Consider the following 16,200-nt stretch of genomic DNA (forward strand, 5'->3'; position numbering starts at 1 on the left):
TTTCCACAAGCGCTGCCCGTATGCCACCGAGCGCTGCAGCACCGAAGAGCCAGCCCTGCGCCCTCTCGATAACCGCCAGGTGGCTTGCCACTACGCCGAGCAATTCCTCGACGGCGCGGCATAAAAATGTGGGAGTGAGCCCGCTCACTCCCACAGCGATTGAATCGCACACGTCATCAAGAAGCGTTAACCAGAAACCCCTTCTCCCACCACTGCGCATCAGCACGGGAGCAGGGGTTTTCTTTTTTCCGGGCGTTACGACTGGCTGTCGCCTTCGTCATCATCGGAATCCGGCTCGTCAGTCGTCGAGTCATCGTCGTTATCCGCACCACCCTGCCCCTGATCGCCTGGCTCGGATTCGGATTTGGCGAGCATCAAGCCACTGTATCCTCCCTGCCCGCTCGAAGCCTGCTCATCATGTTGCGTGCACTCGGYCCACGCCATCGAAGTGCCGAGTGACAGCATCACCATCACTTTCAACAGCAATAAAACACGTAGCAATCTGTTCATAGTCGATTCCATCCTTTCGTAGAGTGCCTATCTGGCGCTGAGTGAAATCTAGTTCCGATCCGCGTGGTTCTCCAGATAGGACGCTAACGGAGGGGTGGAAATGCCGTGGATCGACAGAATGGTTTTGAATAATGGTTATTTCCAAACTCCTTAAGTGGCCGTCTCGCTCTTTAGCGAGGATTTGATCACTGGATGCATACAGGGACGTGTCGCTTGGTATATGAGCGGCATAGAACACATCGCCAACACCGCACTTGCGATCCAGACACTATGCCCGCCAAAGTGACCATATAGCTGGCCGCCAAGGGTCGGCGAAAGAAGCGCACTCATCCCCCAACACATAGAGAAAAGGCCAAAATAAAGCCCACTTCTACCGACTTGCGCACGTTGCATGACCAGGACGTTCAAGGTCGGCATAAACAGAATTTCGCCTACAGTCCAGACAACGGTCGATAGGCAGACAAATAGCATCCCGCTCCCCAACGGCAGAACTCCAAGCCCGAAAGCGAGCAAAAAGGCGCCCGCCAACAGTTGCCGCCGCGCCCCCCATGACTCACTCCAATGGGATAACGGAATTTGCAGCAAAACCACGAGCAATGCATTGAGCGCAAATTGCCATCCGACACCCTCAGCTCGCAGTCGATAGTAATCGAGCAAATAGTTGCCCAACATGCTGTAGACCGGTTCGAAAGCAAGGCCGAGCAAACCTGAAGCCGCTAGTAACCAYAAGAACGGTTTGTTCTGGAATGGGGACCTGGCGTCCAATGCTGCGGCATAGAACTCATCCGACATCAGAACATCTCGATGAATAGTCGACCGGACAAACCAGACCAAGGCCAATAACGTCATAGCCGCGCTGACAAAAAACACCCACCGAAAATCAGCCTGTGCCAGAACGCCACCCACCACCCCAGCTATAGCCATACCCAGATTGATGGCAACTCGACTCAATGATTGCGCACGAACACGCCGCTCAACATGGCAATACTCCAGGATCAAACGCTGATGAAGCGTACGAATTGCACCATCGAGAACACCGCTGAACAGCAGCAATCCAGCCAGCCAGGGCACGTCGGTGACCAGCCCCAATAGCACCAAAATCCACACCGAGGCGAACATCAACAATGCAGTAAGCCGCGCCGTGGAGAAATGATCACTCAGCACTCCACCGCCCATTGACCCAATCAGTAATCCTGCACCGTAACCGGACAACAGCCATCCAACCGTTTCAAACGGCAACCCCAGTGCCTGACGCAGGTACAACGCCATGAACAACTTGGCCATGGCGCTCAACCGACTGATGAAAATCAACGCAGCAAGCAGCCAGGCCATAGAGCAGAAGTAGCCATCCAACCGAATAAGGTGAGCAAGTCGGCTAACCATTCCACTGGTCCAGATTGCGGTTCACTTGGCTGTAAATACCTTTTGAGGCGTAAGGAATGTCTGAGCGAATCTCGTGATCCGAATCGAAAAAATACTGCGCCTGTAGCCGGCCATCAGCATCCAGACCTATTAGAGGGTTGTTAATCAGAAATTTTCGCACCGCAGCACAAAGCGTCGGCATTCGAATCAAGATCCTCCACTGTCCGAAGCCGTTTTCCGGAACAACAGCTTGAGCCCCAAAGCGCTTTTTGTATTGGAATGTTCCTTTGCTTAAAAATGGCTCACAACCTTGAAAATCGACCCAGTCGATGGATGATTGATTGGAGGCCCATTCAAGGATCGAGTGATAAACAAAATTCTGCGCACCGTTTGCACGATAAACTGCACTCCCACCCTTCATCCCGATCAAACGTGCATTCAAGGTACGCGTAGACCAGTCAATCTGAGAAACACTTCCCGCAACCCACTCAGCATGCATCTGGACTCGAAACAAAACGCCTCGTTTGAACAAATTCAAAAAAGCGTCCTGCTCTTCCACGCTTCGCGCAAAATCACCGTAACGCGCGTTCATCGTCGGAACATGCATGGTGCGGTAAAAGGAGAAAAAATCCTCATCTTCAATTGACACATCGTACTGAAAGCCACGTTTTATCGATTGAGCCCGGCGTTTGCTTTCACGATTAGATAGTTGCCCCAGCACGTGCTCCCAACCAGCAGAAACATCAACTTTTTGATGAATCCTACTGAGCCCGACAACATCACTTGGTTTTTGGTATTGCTGGATAACATCCGATGAGGTCATCAGCAAACTCATGTCGGCTTTATTTCGTTTTATAAAGTCATCCAGTTGCTCCCACTCCAAAGTCCCTTCTTGGTCTATACACGAACTCTCGAAAAAGCATTGAGCTACAAAAGGAGCGATGTACCGCAGTCCCTCATTCACCCCGAGATACGTAAGACGAGCCAGAGTTCCGGCTCGGGAGGCCCCACTGTAAATACGAAAGTGACAGACTGTTTTCCGACTCATCCGAAAATCAGCGTTCAGCATTATTTCGGTTACGAAGGGTCTCAATCATCTCATCAGCAGTTGCAATGAATGAAAGCCCATCAAACGGCACAACCTCATAGTCCCCAAGACTATAGGTGCCTGATCCATGAATGGTGCAACCGTCCACCTCCTCCAATAGCTGTCTATCAATCGCATTCAAGCAACCGGTCATCGCCATCACCAATGACCACTCCTTCAGATCGCGAGGGTCGCTGGGCAACCTCACTGAGGTATTGGCGAGCATCTGAACGCATTCACTGTAGCGTTGCATACATTCATACAGCGAAACGACAATTCCAGAGCCTCCATTGGCCCGAACATGCCCAGTCATTTCCACAGCGGTAGGCGGCAAGTGCGAGTAAAAAGTGGATTCGAGAGTCTCGTCGGGACTCCAAGTCGTAGCAGGAAAATGTGCAGACGCCGATTGCACCCACAGACCGTCGTCTGCCTGTGTATAGAGTGGAGTAGAAGTGCCCTCGAAATTTCCATCGAGCAAATGCAGAACCATGTCACTGGTAGCCAAGTGTTGAACCAAAAGAAACGAAGGTGTAGAAACCTGTTTTCCTAGGCGTTTCAACGCCTCTACGCCAGAGCAATATCCAAGAAGCCCATAGGCGCTCGATACCGCGTGCACATGCACTGTTTTTCGATCGGTATCCCAAGCATCACCATACTCGAAATCAAAAAAAGCTCGGGCTTGGTCAGAGAATCGATAATTCTCCAGTCGCAGGGAATGCCACAACTTCGAATCACCAAATGGTTCACGACTGAACAGTTCTTTGAACCGCTGACCAATAACCTTCACAGCCTCCGGCGAGTCGCCATCAAGGACAAATATCGGGTTCAGGGCACGCAACCGAGGGTCATCGTAGAGTTCGGTTCTACGCAATTTATCGGTAGTTTGCGCAGGTGTCAGCGTGATAATACGTAATTGCTCGGGATGAACAAGTTTGGCTTTCAACGCACGTAGAACCGCATCACGCAATGCAATAGCCTTGTTACCGGAAGAAGGGGAAAACAACAAAATGCTTTCGCCAGTTTCCTGAATATGCCGGATAGCACGTGCAACGATCAGCGTGGAGGCAAAGGTCTTCGTTGTTTGCGTGTTTGCGTTTTGCCGCAGGTCGAACAGGCGTAGCGGTACACCTCGATAGTGACCTAACTCAAAAAACTGTGCAGTGGCAACAGAAAGAAAATCCTGCATACGGGAGTCCAGTGCAGGCAACCTCATTGAAGGCTCGAAAGAACCGTCGCTGCTGCTGACTTCGAAATCGGAAGCACCTTTGACGATAAGCTCGTAATAACGCTCGAGAACAGAAACCGGGGGCTTAGGTCCTTGTGTCGCCGTTGCACTTGAGTCGGTTTTCATCAGGTCCATTTGTCTTGCGCTCCTGCACGTGGAAAATCGCTACTTGCGAAATACCCAACGAACGCTAGACCTCAACGAGTGCCGTGTCCCGTGAAAAAAGCCAAGAGAACTTGAAACCGGAGCCGAGCTACAAAAATCGGAAAAAAACCCTACAGAAGCATCTTTCATCCTGATCGACTCGACCTATCAGTCATGTCTCTGTTTAACCGCTATCACAACATAATCATCGGTTTGTGCTCACCCTCCAACAGCCTGCGAAGTTCGATTTTGTGCAAGCAAGACGAACAATGGCGGATCGTTTTCCATCAAGGAACATTAGATCACCCGAGATGAATTTCCCCCTTTTACAGGAAAACGTCAGTCATAAAAAAACCCCGGTGCTTGCGCAACGGGGCTTGGGTCTTACTGTTCAGCGCTTAGTGATGTTCACGCGTCGCACGGAATTTCACGTCCGGCCAGCGCTCTTCCATCAGTGCCAGGTTGACTCGGGTCGGGGCCAGGTAGGTCAAGTGACCGCCGCCATCGACCGCGAGGTTTTCCACGGCCTTGTTGGAGAATTCCTCAAGCTTCTTCTTGTCGCTGCAATCGATCCAGCGCGCGGAATAAACGGTGATCGGCTCGTAGGAGCACTCAACCTTGTATTCCTCTTTCAAGCGGCTGGCGACCACATCGAACTGCAGCACACCGACGGCGCCGAGGATGATGTCGTTGCTGCGCTCGGGGAAGAACACCTGGGTCGCGCCTTCTTCGGCCAGTTGCTGCAAACCCTGACGCAGTTGCTTGGATTTCAGCGGATCACGCAGACGCACGCGACGGAACAGTTCCGGAGCGAAGTGCGGGATACCGGTGAAGCCCAGCACTTCGCCTTCGGTGAAGGTGTCGCCGATCTGGATCGTGCCGTGGTTGTGCAAACCGATGATGTCGCCGGCGAAAGCTTCTTCCAGTTGCTCACGCTCGGAGGAGAAGAAGGTCAGCGCATCGCCGATCCGCACGTCCTTGCCGGTGCGCACGTGGCGCATCTTCATGCCTTTTTCGTACTTGCCGGAGCAGATACGCATAAAGGCAATACGGTCGCGGTGTTTCGGGTCCATGTTCGCCTGGATCTTGAAGATGAAGCCCGAGAACTTCTCTTCCACCGGTTCGACGGTGCGCTCGTTGGCCACACGGGCCAATGGCTTCGGCGCCCAGTCCACAACGGCGTCGAGTACATGGTCGACACCGAAGTTACCCAGTGCAGTACCGAAGAACACCGGCGTCAGTTGGCCGTCGAGGAACTCCTGCTGGTTGAACTCGTGGCAGGCGCCCTGCACCAGCTCAAGCTGCTCGACAAAGCGGTCGTACTCGTCACCCAAATGGGCGCGGGCTTCGTCGGAGTCGAGTTTCTCGATGATCTTGGTTTCGGTGCGCTCGTGGCCGTGGCCAGCGGTGTACACAATGATGTAGTCATCGGCGAGGTGGTACACGCCTTTGAAATCACGGTAGCAACCGATCGGCCAGGTGATCGGCGCGGCCTTGATCTTGAGGACCGCTTCGATTTCGTCGAGCAGTTCGATCGGGTCGCGGATGTCACGGTCGAGTTTGTTGATGAAGCTGACAATCGGCGTGTCACGCAGACGGCAAACGTCCATCAGCGCGATGGTCCGTGGCTCTACACCCTTACCGCCGTCGAGGACCATCAAGGCCGAGTCCACCGCGGTCAGGGTGCGGTAGGTGTCTTCGGAGAAGTCTTCGTGGCCCGGGGTGTCGAGCAGGTTGACCATATGGTCGCGATACGGGAACTGCATGACCGACGTGGTAATCGAGATACCACGCTGCTTTTCCATTTCCATCCAGTCGGAGGTGGCATGGCGGTCGGATTTTCGAGATTTCACCGTGCCCGCAATCGCAATCGCCTTGCCCATCAGCAAGAGCTTCTCGGTGATGGTGGTTTTACCGGCATCGGGGTGGGAAATAATGGCGAAAGTGCGGCGTTTCGCGACTTCGGCGGCCTGTTTGGTCATGGGAAATCGCCTGGCAGGTGATTCAAAAAAGGGCGGCGAGTATAGCTCAAAACATGACCTACGAACCACCGTTCGCCTGTAGCAGCTGCCGAGCCTGCGAGGCTGGGTCCGGCGGCGAAGCCGTCGTAAAACCAGGCGCCGCGGTGCCTCGGGCAGATAGCGATGGATGCCTTGACGACGACTTCGTCGCCGAACGCAGCCTCGCCGGCTCGGCAGCTGCTACAGGGGCAAAACGAGATGCGGGGTGGCTAAATGCTGTTAATTATGGAACCTTTTAAAAGGTGCAGACGTCCACTCCCCTGTTACGGCACTCGTACCAGGGGCTGAAAATTCAGCCAGTTAGCCTGACGAGGCTGCGCTTATGGCTCGATTTCATGCGGTTTCATCAGCATGAAGAGCTGCTTCTCGCGAACGTTGATAATCCCGGCAGCCAGGAATGGGATTGCCACTCGGGACTGCGTTCGCCGACAAAGAAAAAAGGAGTCCGCCTGTGGCTATCCACTATGGCAAAGGGCTGATAGGAGGCGCGCTGGTATTCGCCCTTCTGGCCCTGCTGATCCACTGGATCGGCATCAACACGATCGAACATTACCGCGACGATTTGTTGTTTTACCTGCAAGCTCATCTGGTTCTCGTCCTCGCCTCCATGCTGGCCGCCCTCGTTGTGGGCATCCCCGCCGGCATCTTCCTCAGCCGCCCGACCATGGTTGGCCGTGCTGAACGCTTCATGCAGCTCTTCAATATCGGCAACACCGTGCCGCCTCTCGCCGTACTGGCCATCGCCCTGGGGATCCTCGGCATCGGCAGCGGCCCCGCGATCTTCGCCCTGTTCCTCGCCTCGCTGTTGCCCATCGTGCGCAATACCTATGAAGGCCTGAAAAACGTCCAGGGCTCCCTCAAGGAAGCGGCCGTCGGCATCGGCATGACCCCGGCCCAAGTGTTGTGGCAGGTCGAATTGCCGAACGCCGTGCCGATCATCATCGGTGGTGTGCGCGTGGCGCTGGCGATCAACGTCGGGACGGCACCGCTGGCGTTCCTGATTGGTGCCAACAGCCTGGGCAGCCTGATTTTTCCCGGCATCGCCCTGAACAATCAGCCGCAATTGCTGCTCGGCGCGGCTTGCACCGCCCTGCTGGCGTTGCTGCTCGACGGCCTGGTGACACTCGCCAGCCGCCTCTGGCTCGAACGCGGCTTGCGCCCGTCTTAAGCCTCGGCAAAGGAATCAACATGAAAACCTCAAGCTTTTTACTAGGCTGCATCCTGCTGTTCGCAGGATTTGCCCACGCCGCTGAAAAACCGGTCATCCGCATTGGCGCCCGGGTCTTCACCGAACAAACCCTGCTGGCGGAAATCACTTCCCAATACCTGCGCAGCAAAGGTTATGACACTCAAGTCACCGGCGGTTTGGGCAGCAATCTGGCCCGCAGCGCCCATGAAAGTGGCCAACTGGACATGCTCTGGGAGTACACCGGTGTGTCGCTGGTGGCCTACAACCATGTGACGGAAAAACTCGACAGCGAACAGTCCTACGCCCGGGTGAAAGAACTCGACGCGAAAAAAGGCCTGGTCTGGCTGACGCCGTCGAAGTTCAGCAATACCTACGCCTTGGCGCTGCCAAAAAACGTCGCGGATGAATACCCGCAGATCAATACCATCAGTGAGCTGAACACGGCACTACGGGACGAGGCCAAAGCCAACCACCTGGTGGCGCTGGACACCGAGTTCGCCAACCGTTCCGACGGTCTGGGCGGCATGGTGCAGTTGTACGACATGAACCTGACCCGCAAAAACATCCGCCAGATGGACGCAGGGCTGGTCTACACCGCCCTGCGCAATGGCCAGGTGTTTGCCGGTCTGGTCTACACCACCGACGGTCGATTGAACGCCTTCAAGCTGAAACTGCTCGAAGACGACAAGCATTACTTCCCGGACTACACCGCCGCGCCGGTGGTGCGCCAAGCCTTCCTCGATGAGCACCCGCAACTGGCTGAACAGCTCAAGCCACTGGCCCGACTGTTCGACGACGAAACCATGCGCCAACTCAACGCGCGGGTCGATGTCGATCACCAAAGCCCTTCATCCGTTGCCGCAGATTTCCTGCGCCAGCACCCACTCAACTGAGGAGGAAAAGCCATGGAATTTCTGAACGCCTTTTCCCATCTCGACTGGCCGCTGGTCCTGCACCTGACCTGGCAACACATCACGCTGGTCGGTATCGCCGTGACGCTGGCGATTCTGGCAGGCGTGCCGCTGGGCATCCTGATGACCCGCTTCCCGTCGCTGGCCGGCCCGTTGCAAGCCAGCGCCACGGTGCTGCTGACCGTGCCGTCCATTGCGCTGTTTGGGCTATTGCTGCCGTTTTACTCCAAGTTCGGCCAGGGCTTGGGCCCAATGCCTGCAATCACGGCGGTATTTCTGTACTCGCTGCTGCCGATCATGCGCAACACCTACCTCGCGCTGACCAGCGTCGAGCCGGGTATTCGCGAAGCCGCGCGTGGCATCGGCATGACCTTCGGCCAGCGCCTGCGCATGGTTGAACTGCCCATCGCAGTGCCGGTGATCCTCGCCGGCGTGCGCACCGCCGTGGTCATGAACATTGGCGTCATGACCATCGCCGCGACCATCGGCGCCGGTGGCCTCGGCGTCCTCATTCTCGCGTCCATCAGCCGCAGCGACATGTCGATGCTGATCGTCGGCGCCGTGCTGGTCAGCCTGCTGGCCATCTTCGCCGACCTGCTTCTGCAATGGCTGCAACGCTCGCTGACTCCAAAAGGACTCCTGAAATGATCGAACTTCAAAACCTCAGCAAGACCTTCCAAAGTAACGGCAAAGATGTGAAAGCCGTGGACTCGGTAAGCCTGACCGTCAATGAAGGCGAAATCTGCGTGTTCCTCGGGCCATCGGGTTGCGGCAAAAGCACCACGCTGAAAATGATCAACCGCCTGATCAAGCCGACCTCGGGCAAGATCCTGATCAACGGCGAAGACACCACCGACCTCGACGCGGTGACCCTGCGCCGCAACATCGGCTATGTGATCCAGCAGATCGGCCTGTTCCCCAACATGACCATCGAAGAGAACATAGTGGTGGTGCCCAAACTGCTCGGCTGGGCCAAGCAGAAATGCCACGACCGCGCCCGCGAATTGATGAGCATGATCAAGCTGGAACCCAAGCAATACCTGAATCGCTACCCGCGTGAGTTGTCCGGTGGGCAGCAGCAACGGATCGGCGTGATTCGTGCGCTGGCGGCAGATGCACCGCTGTTGCTGATGGATGAACCGTTCGGCGCCGTCGACCCGATCAACCGCGAAATGATCCAGAACGAGTTCTTCGAGATGCAGCGTGCGCTGAACAAGACCGTGATCATGGTCAGCCACGACATCGACGAGGCGATCAAGCTGGGCGACAAGATTGCGATCTTCCGCGCCGGCAAGCTGTTGCAGATCGATCACCCGGACACCCTGCTCGCCCATCCCGCAGACGACTTTGTCAGCAACTTCGTCGGCCAGGACAGCACCCTCAAGCGCTTGCTGCTGGTGAAAGCCGAAGACGCCGCAGACAACGCGCCGTCGGTCAGCCCGGACACCCCGGTGGCCGAGGCGCTGGAACTGATGGATGAACTGGACCGCCGCTATGTCGTGGTGACCTGTGCTGACAACAAGGCATTGGGATACGTCAGACGCCGCGACCTGCACCGTCAGAATGGTACTTGCGGCCAGTACCTGCGCGAGTTCAACGCGACCGCAGCGTATGACGAGCATTTACGCATCCTGCTGTCGCGCATGTACGAGTTCAATCGCTCGTGGCTGCCGGTGATGGATGCCGAACGGGTGTTTTTGGGCGAGGTGACGCAGGAGTCGATTGCGGCTTATTTGAGTTCGGGACGTTCTCGGGGGATGAAGACCAACATCGTGTCGCCTGCCGAGGCGGTGGTCGCCTGATAACTCCAATCACCCGGTAAAAATGCAAAACCCTGCAGGAGTGAGCCAGCTCGCGATAGCGCAATGTCAGTCAACGAAGATGTCGACTGTAAAAAAGCCATCGCGAGCAGGCTCGGTCCTACAAGGTCTGTGCAATTTTTGAGTGATCGACAGAGCGGAAAAAAATATCAACAGCGACACCTCCAAAACCTATCCAGAAATACCTTCTGAAAGAACCAAATCCCCTCTCAACTCAACTTTTGGTGGACAACGTCGCCGAAGTTGACGCTATCGTAGTTACTAGCGACTTGGCGCACAAAAGCATCGAACGTGCAGGTATTTTTAACACTTCACAATTCCTCGGGAACATCCGACTGTCATCTGAGTCGGTTACAAAGAGTGATGTTCGTAACGCGCGTCAGAAGAGTGCAAAAACGCGACATTTTTTGTTGATCTCAAGCCCCTCACGCCCTAAAGTTCGCGCCGAACGTCCATGCTGGAAACGATCCATCCGGCTCAAGTACTGACGACGAGACAGCAAGGCCAAGGGAAAGCTGCACTTCCCATGGCCTTTTTGCTTTCGGCGACATGCCTTGGGAAGTAGGCGAACCAAAGTGGGGATACGGAGGACGTTCATTTGCACCCATTGATTACTAATGTTTGCCACTAGGAGTCMCAAGTATGTCGATCAATGTCGAAGACTATTTCGCGCGCGATACTTTCAACAAAATGAAGGCCTTCGCCGACAAACAGGAAACCCCGTTCGTGGTGATCGACACCGCGATGATTGCCCAGGCCTATGACGACCTGCGCGCCGGTTTCGAATTCGCCAAGGTCTACTACGCCGTCAAGGCCAACCCGGCCGTCGAAATCATCGACCTGCTCAAAGAGAAAGGTTCGAACTTCGACATCGCCTCGATCTACGAGCTCGATAAAGTGATGAACCAGGGCGTCGGCCCGGATCGCATCAGCTACGGCAACACCATCAAGAAATCCAAAGACATTCGCTACTTCTACGAGAAGGGCGTGCGTCTGTATGCCACCGACTCCGAAGCCGACCTGCGCAACATCGCCAAGGCAGCACCAGGTTCGAAAGTCTACGTGCGCATCCTCACCGAAGGCTCGACCACGGCTGACTGGCCTTTGTCGCGCAAATTCGGCTGCCAGACCGACATGGCCATGGACCTGCTGATCCTCGCTCGCGACCTGGGCCTGGTGCCGTACGGCATCTCGTTCCACGTCGGCTCGCAACAGCGCGACATCAGCGTCTGGGACGCGGCGATCGCCAAGGTCAAAGTGATCTTCGAACGCCTGAAAGAAGAAGACGGCATTCACCTGAAGCTGATCAACATGGGCGGTGGCTTCCCGGCCAACTACATCACCCGCACCAACAGCCTGGAAACCTACGCTGAAGAAATCATCCGTTTCCTCAAGGAAGACTTCGGTGACGACCTGCCGGAAATCATCCTCGAGCCGGGCCGTTCGTTGATCGCCAACGCCGGCATCCTGGTCAGCGAAGTGGTGCTGGTGGCACGTAAATCCCGCACCGCCGTCGAGCGTTGGGTGTACACGGATGTGGGCAAGTTCTCCGGCCTGATCGAAACCATGGACGAAGCCATCAAGTTCCCGATCTGGACCGAGAAGAAAGGCGAGATGGAAGAAGTGGTCATCGCCGGCCCAACCTGCGACAGCGCCGACATCATGTACGAAAACTACAAGTACGGCCTGCCGCTGAACCTGGCCATTGGTGATCGTTTGTACTGGTTGTCGACCGGTGCCTACACCACCAGTTACAGCGCTGTTGAATTCAATGGCTTCCCGCCGCTGAAATCGTTTTACGTTTAAGCGCTACGCGTAGAAATGAAAAAGCCCATGACGAGTCATGGGCTTTTTTGTGCCTGCGCTACAGAGGCGCCAGCTGTCGTTCAAGCTCGTCAATGCGTCGGTTATACGCCGGTGCCAACTCGCGAAACTGTGGGTTCACGGCGCTCATCAATGCCTTGCTAGCCACTCGCAGGAAATTCAGATTGCCGCCGGCTAATGCCTTGTGCAACCAGGTCATTGCCTCTTCGACGCCCCCCTCCTCGGCCAGTACCGCGGCATAACTGAACTGCCCGCGAAAATCCCCGCCGACCGCCGAACGGCGATACCAGTCACGCGCCAATGCCGCGTCTGCCGGGCACACTTGTCCTTGCTCCAGATAGCGCCCCAGCAGGTTCATCGATTTCGCGTGACCCAATTCAGCCGCTCGGCGATAGAAGCTGAACGCCTGTGCCTGGTCTTCGATCACACCTCGCCCGGTGGCCAGCAAATTGGCGTAGTTGTACATCGCCCAATCCAGCCCGGCCTGCGCCGCGACCCGGTAATGCCGAGCGGCAATCGAGGCATCCGCCACGCAACCCCAACCGTGCTCATGACAGCGACCCAGCATGTTGCGCGCCATCAAGTGCCCACCTTGAGCCGCAATCGCGAACCAGCGCGTGGCGAGCGGCTGGTCCTGTGCGATGCCATTGCCGTCCAGCAGGATTTGCCCGAGCAGTGCCTGAGCATCGAGTACGCCTTCTCGGGCGGCGATCAAAATGGCTTGAGCCGCACGTGCCGGGCTTTCCTCGAGCATGGATTTGAGTCGGTCACCGTCGAGGACTTCCTCACGGCGCAGTTGATAACTCATACCTCGACCCAACGGCGCAGCAGGTTGTGATAAGTGCCAGTGAGCCGAATCAGCGACGGGTGATCCGGCATGTCCAGCGTCAATTGCTGGATCGCCCCATCCATCTCGAACAGCAAGGCGCGCTGACTGTCTTCACGCACCAGGCTTTGGGTCCAGAAAAACGACGCGTAACGCGTGCCGCGGGTGACGGCGTTGACCTTGTGCAGGCTGGTGCCGGGATACAAAACCATGTCGCCGGCAGGCAGCTTGACGCGCTGAGTGCCGAAGGTGTCCTGGATTTCCAGTTCACCACCGTCGTAGTCCTCAGGTTCACTGAAAAACAGCGTCGCCGAGAGATCGGTGCGCACCCGCTCGATGCTGCCCTTGGGCTGGCGCACGGCGTTATCAATATGAAAATCGAAACTGCCGCCGGCGGTGTAGCAGTTCACCAACGGCGGGAAGACCTTGTGCGGTAACGCGGCTGACATGAACTGCGGATTTTTCCACAGCCGTTCGAGCATCGCCGCGCCGACTTCCTTGGCCAGCGGATGACCTTCAGGCAGTTGCAGGTTGTGCTTGGCTTTAGCCGACTGATAGCCGGCAGTGATTTTGCCATCCGCCCAATCGGCCTGTTCCAGAGCCTCGCGGATACGCTGCACTTCTTCTTTCGAGAACAAGCCTGGAATGTGCAGCAGCATGGCAGGGACACCTGAAACCAAAGGGGTGCTAATGGTATTGATTCTTATTGTCCGTGTAAAACCCTCACGACGAACGAAACAGCAAAAAGCGTAAGGTTAAATTGTAAAGAATGTAAATTCCTCGCGAATAGTAACGTTTCGCAATTGATACAAATACGCGTCTACCCTATATTCCGCCGCCTCAAATCCTTGGGGAGGGGAATTCAAATGTCGCGTCAACAAACACAAGTACCGGTCAGTTCACCACGTTTGCTCGCATCGGCCATTGGCATGGCGATTACCGCCGGCTCGGCGGGGCACATGGTTTTCGCGGCGGAAAAGGCTGACGAAAAAGCACCGAGTAATGTGATTTCGCTGGGCGCTACCGCCATCACTGGCGAGGCTCAGGACGAGACTTCCTACAATGTCGAAAAAGCGTCCTCGCCCAAGTACACCGCACCACTGGTGGACACACCACGTTCGATTACCGTCATCCCGCAACAAGTCCTGAAGGACACCGGCGCGATGAACATGCAAGACGCACTGCGCACCGTTCCGGGCATCACCTTTGGTGCCGGTGAAGGTGGCAACCCACAGGGTGACCGTCCATTCATTCGCGGCTTCGATGCCCAGGGCGACACTTACCTGGACGGCGTGCGCGACACCGGTTCGCAGAGCCGCGAGATCTTCGCCGTTGAATCGATTGAAGTCAGCAAAGGCCCGAACTCGGCCATTGGCGGCCGTGGCGCCGCTGGCGGCAGCATCAACCTGGTGAGCAAGAAAGCGCACCTGGGGGATTCGCTCGACGGTGGCTTTACCTGGGGCTCCGACCAGACCCAGCGCTACACCTTCGACGGCAACTATCAGTTCTCCGACACCGCCGCCGGCCGTCTGAACCTGCTGACCCACGAAAGCAACGTCGCCGGCCGCCAGAGCATCGATTACGATCGTTGGGGTATCGCACCGTCCCTGGCCTTCGGCCTGGGCACCGAGACCCGTGTCAACCTCGACTACTACCACCTCGAAAGCAACGACACGCCGGACTCGGGCATTCCGTACTCCATCCCGGTCGCTGGCTCGGCTGCGCGTACCAAGGCCAATCCTGACAAGCCTAATGACGGCGGCAACAGCAGCAACTGGTATGGTCTGAACGACCGCGATTTCCGCAAGACCCGTACCGACACCGCGACCTTCTCCATCGAGCACGATCTGAACGATGCGCTGACCGTCAAGAACACCCTGCGCCACGGCACCAGCATGCAGGATTACATCCTGACCCAGCCGGACGACAGCAAGGGCAACGTCAACAATGGCAGCCTCTGGCGTCGGGCGAATACCCGTGTCAGCAACACCGAGACCACCACTAACCAGACCGATCTGTTTGGTGACGTGTACATCGCCGGGTTCAAGAACAGCTTCGCCACGGGTATCGAGTTCACTCACGAGGAAAACGAAAAATCCTCGTACAACGTCAACACCGATACCACCCCGCGCACCGCAGCGGTGACCACTAACTGCTCTCCGGCCTTGATCGGCAGGCCAAGCGGTTTCAACTGCACCTCGCTGTCCAACCCGAACCAGAACGATCCATGGAACGGTGCAATCTCGCGTAACTACGCCGGTACCGACACCAAGGCCAACACGTACGCGCTGTATGTGTTCGACACCCTGGAATTGTCTGAGCAGTGGCTGGTGAACATGGGTCTGCGTTATGACCATTTCGACACCGACTACAAGACTTTCAACAGTTCCAGCGTGACCACGTCCAAGGGCGATGACACCAGCGAATTCGTCACCGGTCAGTTCGGCGTGGTGTACAAACCTGCTGAAAACGGCAGCATCTATGCGTCCTACGCGACGTCCGCCACGCCACCGGGCAACACCCTGGGCGAAGGTTCGGAAGGCAACCCATTGGGTGGCACACCTGATCGCAACGGCAACCTGCTGAAAAGCGATATGGAACCGGAAACCACCAAGAACTACGAAATCGGCACCAAGTGGGACCTGATGAACGATCGTCTGTCCTTGACCGCCGATATCTTCCGCACCGAGAAAGAAAACGCTCGTGTGCAAACCAACACCACGACATACGAAAACGTCGGCAAGACTCGCGTTCAAGGTGTCGAACTGTCGGCCACCGGCAAGCTCACCGATAAATGGCAGGTCTTCGCCGGTTACGCCTACATGGACAGTGAGCAAGTCGATGGTGGCCCACTGGGTGCGGCCAACGACGGTAACGAGCTGCCTAACACGCCGAAAAACAGCGCCAGCCTGTGGACGACTTATCAAGTCACGCCGAAGCTGACCATCGGTGGCGGTGCGTTCTACGTCGACGATGTGTTTGGCAGCGCTGCCAACACCACCATGGTTGATTCCTACGTTCGTTACGACGCAATGGCGGCCTACAAGCTGAGCAAAAACGTCGACCTGCAACTGAACGTGCAGAACCTGACCGACGAAACGTACTACGACAAAGCGTTCTCGACTCACTTCGCCAACCAGGCGGCCGGTCGTACTGCCTTGCTGAGCACCAACTTCCACTTCTAATAAAAGTGTGAGGAAAAAAGCCCTGCTCATTCGTGAGTAGGGCTTTTGTGTGTAAAAAAGAATGTTTCTCGACAACCCACGGCATAATGCGCGCCG

At 56.2% G+C, this 16,200-nt stretch carries 13 protein-coding genes and 1 pseudogene; 7 read left to right on the plus strand and 7 right to left on the minus strand.

Annotated features, from left to right (window positions below; translation table 11 throughout):
• Positions 1 to 124, plus strand: a pseudogene (locus AC1D2P_RS22065) (dipeptide ABC transporter ATP-binding protein); the annotation flags it as partial.
• Positions 125 to 255: 131 nt separating this feature from the next.
• On the opposite strand, the gene AC1D2P_RS22070 reads toward AC1D2P_RS22065, so the two are convergent.
• From AC1D2P_RS22070 to AC1D2P_RS22090, 5 genes are all read right to left on the minus strand, one after another.
• Entirely contained in the window at positions 256 to 510 is a 255-nt protein-coding gene (locus tag AC1D2P_RS22070; protein WP_477811594.1) for a hypothetical protein, read from the minus strand.
• Positions 511 to 660: 150 nt separating this feature from the next.
• Positions 661 to 1,893: an MFS transporter gene (locus tag AC1D2P_RS22075; RefSeq protein ID WP_109787643.1), complete on the minus strand. Its 1,233-nt coding sequence runs from the start codon at positions 1,891 to 1,893 to the stop codon at positions 661 to 663.
• Positions 1,886 to 2,707: a hypothetical protein gene (locus tag AC1D2P_RS22080; RefSeq protein WP_223522705.1), complete on the minus strand. Its 822-nt coding sequence runs from the start codon at positions 2,705 to 2,707 to the stop codon at positions 1,886 to 1,888. Before AC1D2P_RS22080 ends, AC1D2P_RS22075 begins: the two co-directional genes overlap by 8 nt.
• A gap of 220 nt (positions 2,708 to 2,927) precedes the next feature.
• Positions 2,928 to 4,319, minus strand: a complete 1,392-nt coding sequence (locus tag AC1D2P_RS22085; protein WP_477758511.1) for a DUF6002 family protein — start codon at positions 4,317 to 4,319, stop codon at positions 2,928 to 2,930.
• A gap of 407 nt (positions 4,320 to 4,726) precedes the next feature.
• On the minus strand, positions 4,727 to 6,310 hold the full coding sequence (locus tag AC1D2P_RS22090) for a peptide chain release factor 3 (protein WP_046031953.1): 1,584 nt from the start codon (positions 6,308 to 6,310) through the stop codon (positions 4,727 to 4,729).
• Between the two features lie 490 nt (positions 6,311 to 6,800).
• Between AC1D2P_RS22090 and AC1D2P_RS22095 the strand changes: the two genes are divergently transcribed.
• The 5 genes from AC1D2P_RS22095 (at position 6,801) to AC1D2P_RS22115 (ending at position 12,075) form a co-directional block, all read left to right on the plus strand.
• Positions 6,801 to 7,517 (plus strand): ABC transporter permease, encoded by a 717-nt coding sequence (locus AC1D2P_RS22095; RefSeq protein ID WP_109787641.1) that lies wholly within the window; start codon positions 6,801 to 6,803, stop codon positions 7,515 to 7,517.
• 20 nt (positions 7,518 to 7,537) lie between these two features.
• Positions 7,538 to 8,431, plus strand: a complete 894-nt coding sequence (locus AC1D2P_RS22100) for a glycine betaine ABC transporter substrate-binding protein (RefSeq protein ID WP_046031951.1) — start codon at positions 7,538 to 7,540, stop codon at positions 8,429 to 8,431.
• 12 nt (positions 8,432 to 8,443) lie between these two features.
• A complete protein-coding gene (locus AC1D2P_RS22105) occupies positions 8,444 to 9,097 on the plus strand; it encodes an ABC transporter permease (protein ID WP_046031950.1) in 654 nt (217 codons plus the stop codon).
• Positions 9,094 to 10,251, plus strand: coding sequence for an osmoprotectant ABC transporter ATP-binding protein OsmV (locus AC1D2P_RS22110; RefSeq protein WP_477758512.1), 1,158 nt, complete (start codon positions 9,094 to 9,096; stop codon positions 10,249 to 10,251). The genes AC1D2P_RS22105 and AC1D2P_RS22110 overlap by 4 nt, the downstream gene beginning before the upstream one ends.
• A 660-nt stretch (positions 10,252 to 10,911) precedes the next feature.
• Positions 10,912 to 12,075 (plus strand): type III PLP-dependent enzyme, encoded by a 1,164-nt coding sequence (locus AC1D2P_RS22115; protein WP_109787638.1) that lies wholly within the window; start codon positions 10,912 to 10,914, stop codon positions 12,073 to 12,075.
• Positions 12,076 to 12,133: 58 nt separating this feature from the next.
• On the opposite strand, the gene AC1D2P_RS22120 is transcribed toward AC1D2P_RS22115, so the two are convergent.
• Both AC1D2P_RS22120 and AC1D2P_RS22125 read right to left on the minus strand, forming a co-directional pair.
• Positions 12,134 to 12,901 carry a tetratricopeptide repeat protein gene (locus AC1D2P_RS22120; protein ID WP_258667709.1) on the minus strand — a complete coding sequence of 256 codons (768 nt, stop codon included), beginning with the start codon at positions 12,899 to 12,901 and terminating at the stop codon, positions 12,134 to 12,136.
• The gene (locus AC1D2P_RS22125; protein WP_046031946.1) at positions 12,898 to 13,578 is read right to left on the minus strand and encodes a Fe2+-dependent dioxygenase; all 681 of its coding nucleotides are present in this window, start codon (positions 13,576 to 13,578) and stop codon (positions 12,898 to 12,900) included. The genes AC1D2P_RS22120 and AC1D2P_RS22125 overlap by 4 nt, the downstream gene beginning before the upstream one ends.
• Before the next feature lie 207 nt (positions 13,579 to 13,785).
• Here AC1D2P_RS22125 and AC1D2P_RS22130 point away from each other — a divergent pair, with 207 nt between their 5' ends.
• Positions 13,786 to 16,104: a TonB-dependent receptor gene (locus AC1D2P_RS22130; protein ID WP_258667706.1), complete on the plus strand. Its 2,319-nt coding sequence runs from the start codon at positions 13,786 to 13,788 to the stop codon at positions 16,102 to 16,104.
• Positions 16,105 to 16,200: the final 96 nt, after the last annotated feature.

This window comes from Pseudomonas sp. P1_F1_2 (genome assembly GCF_056405815.1).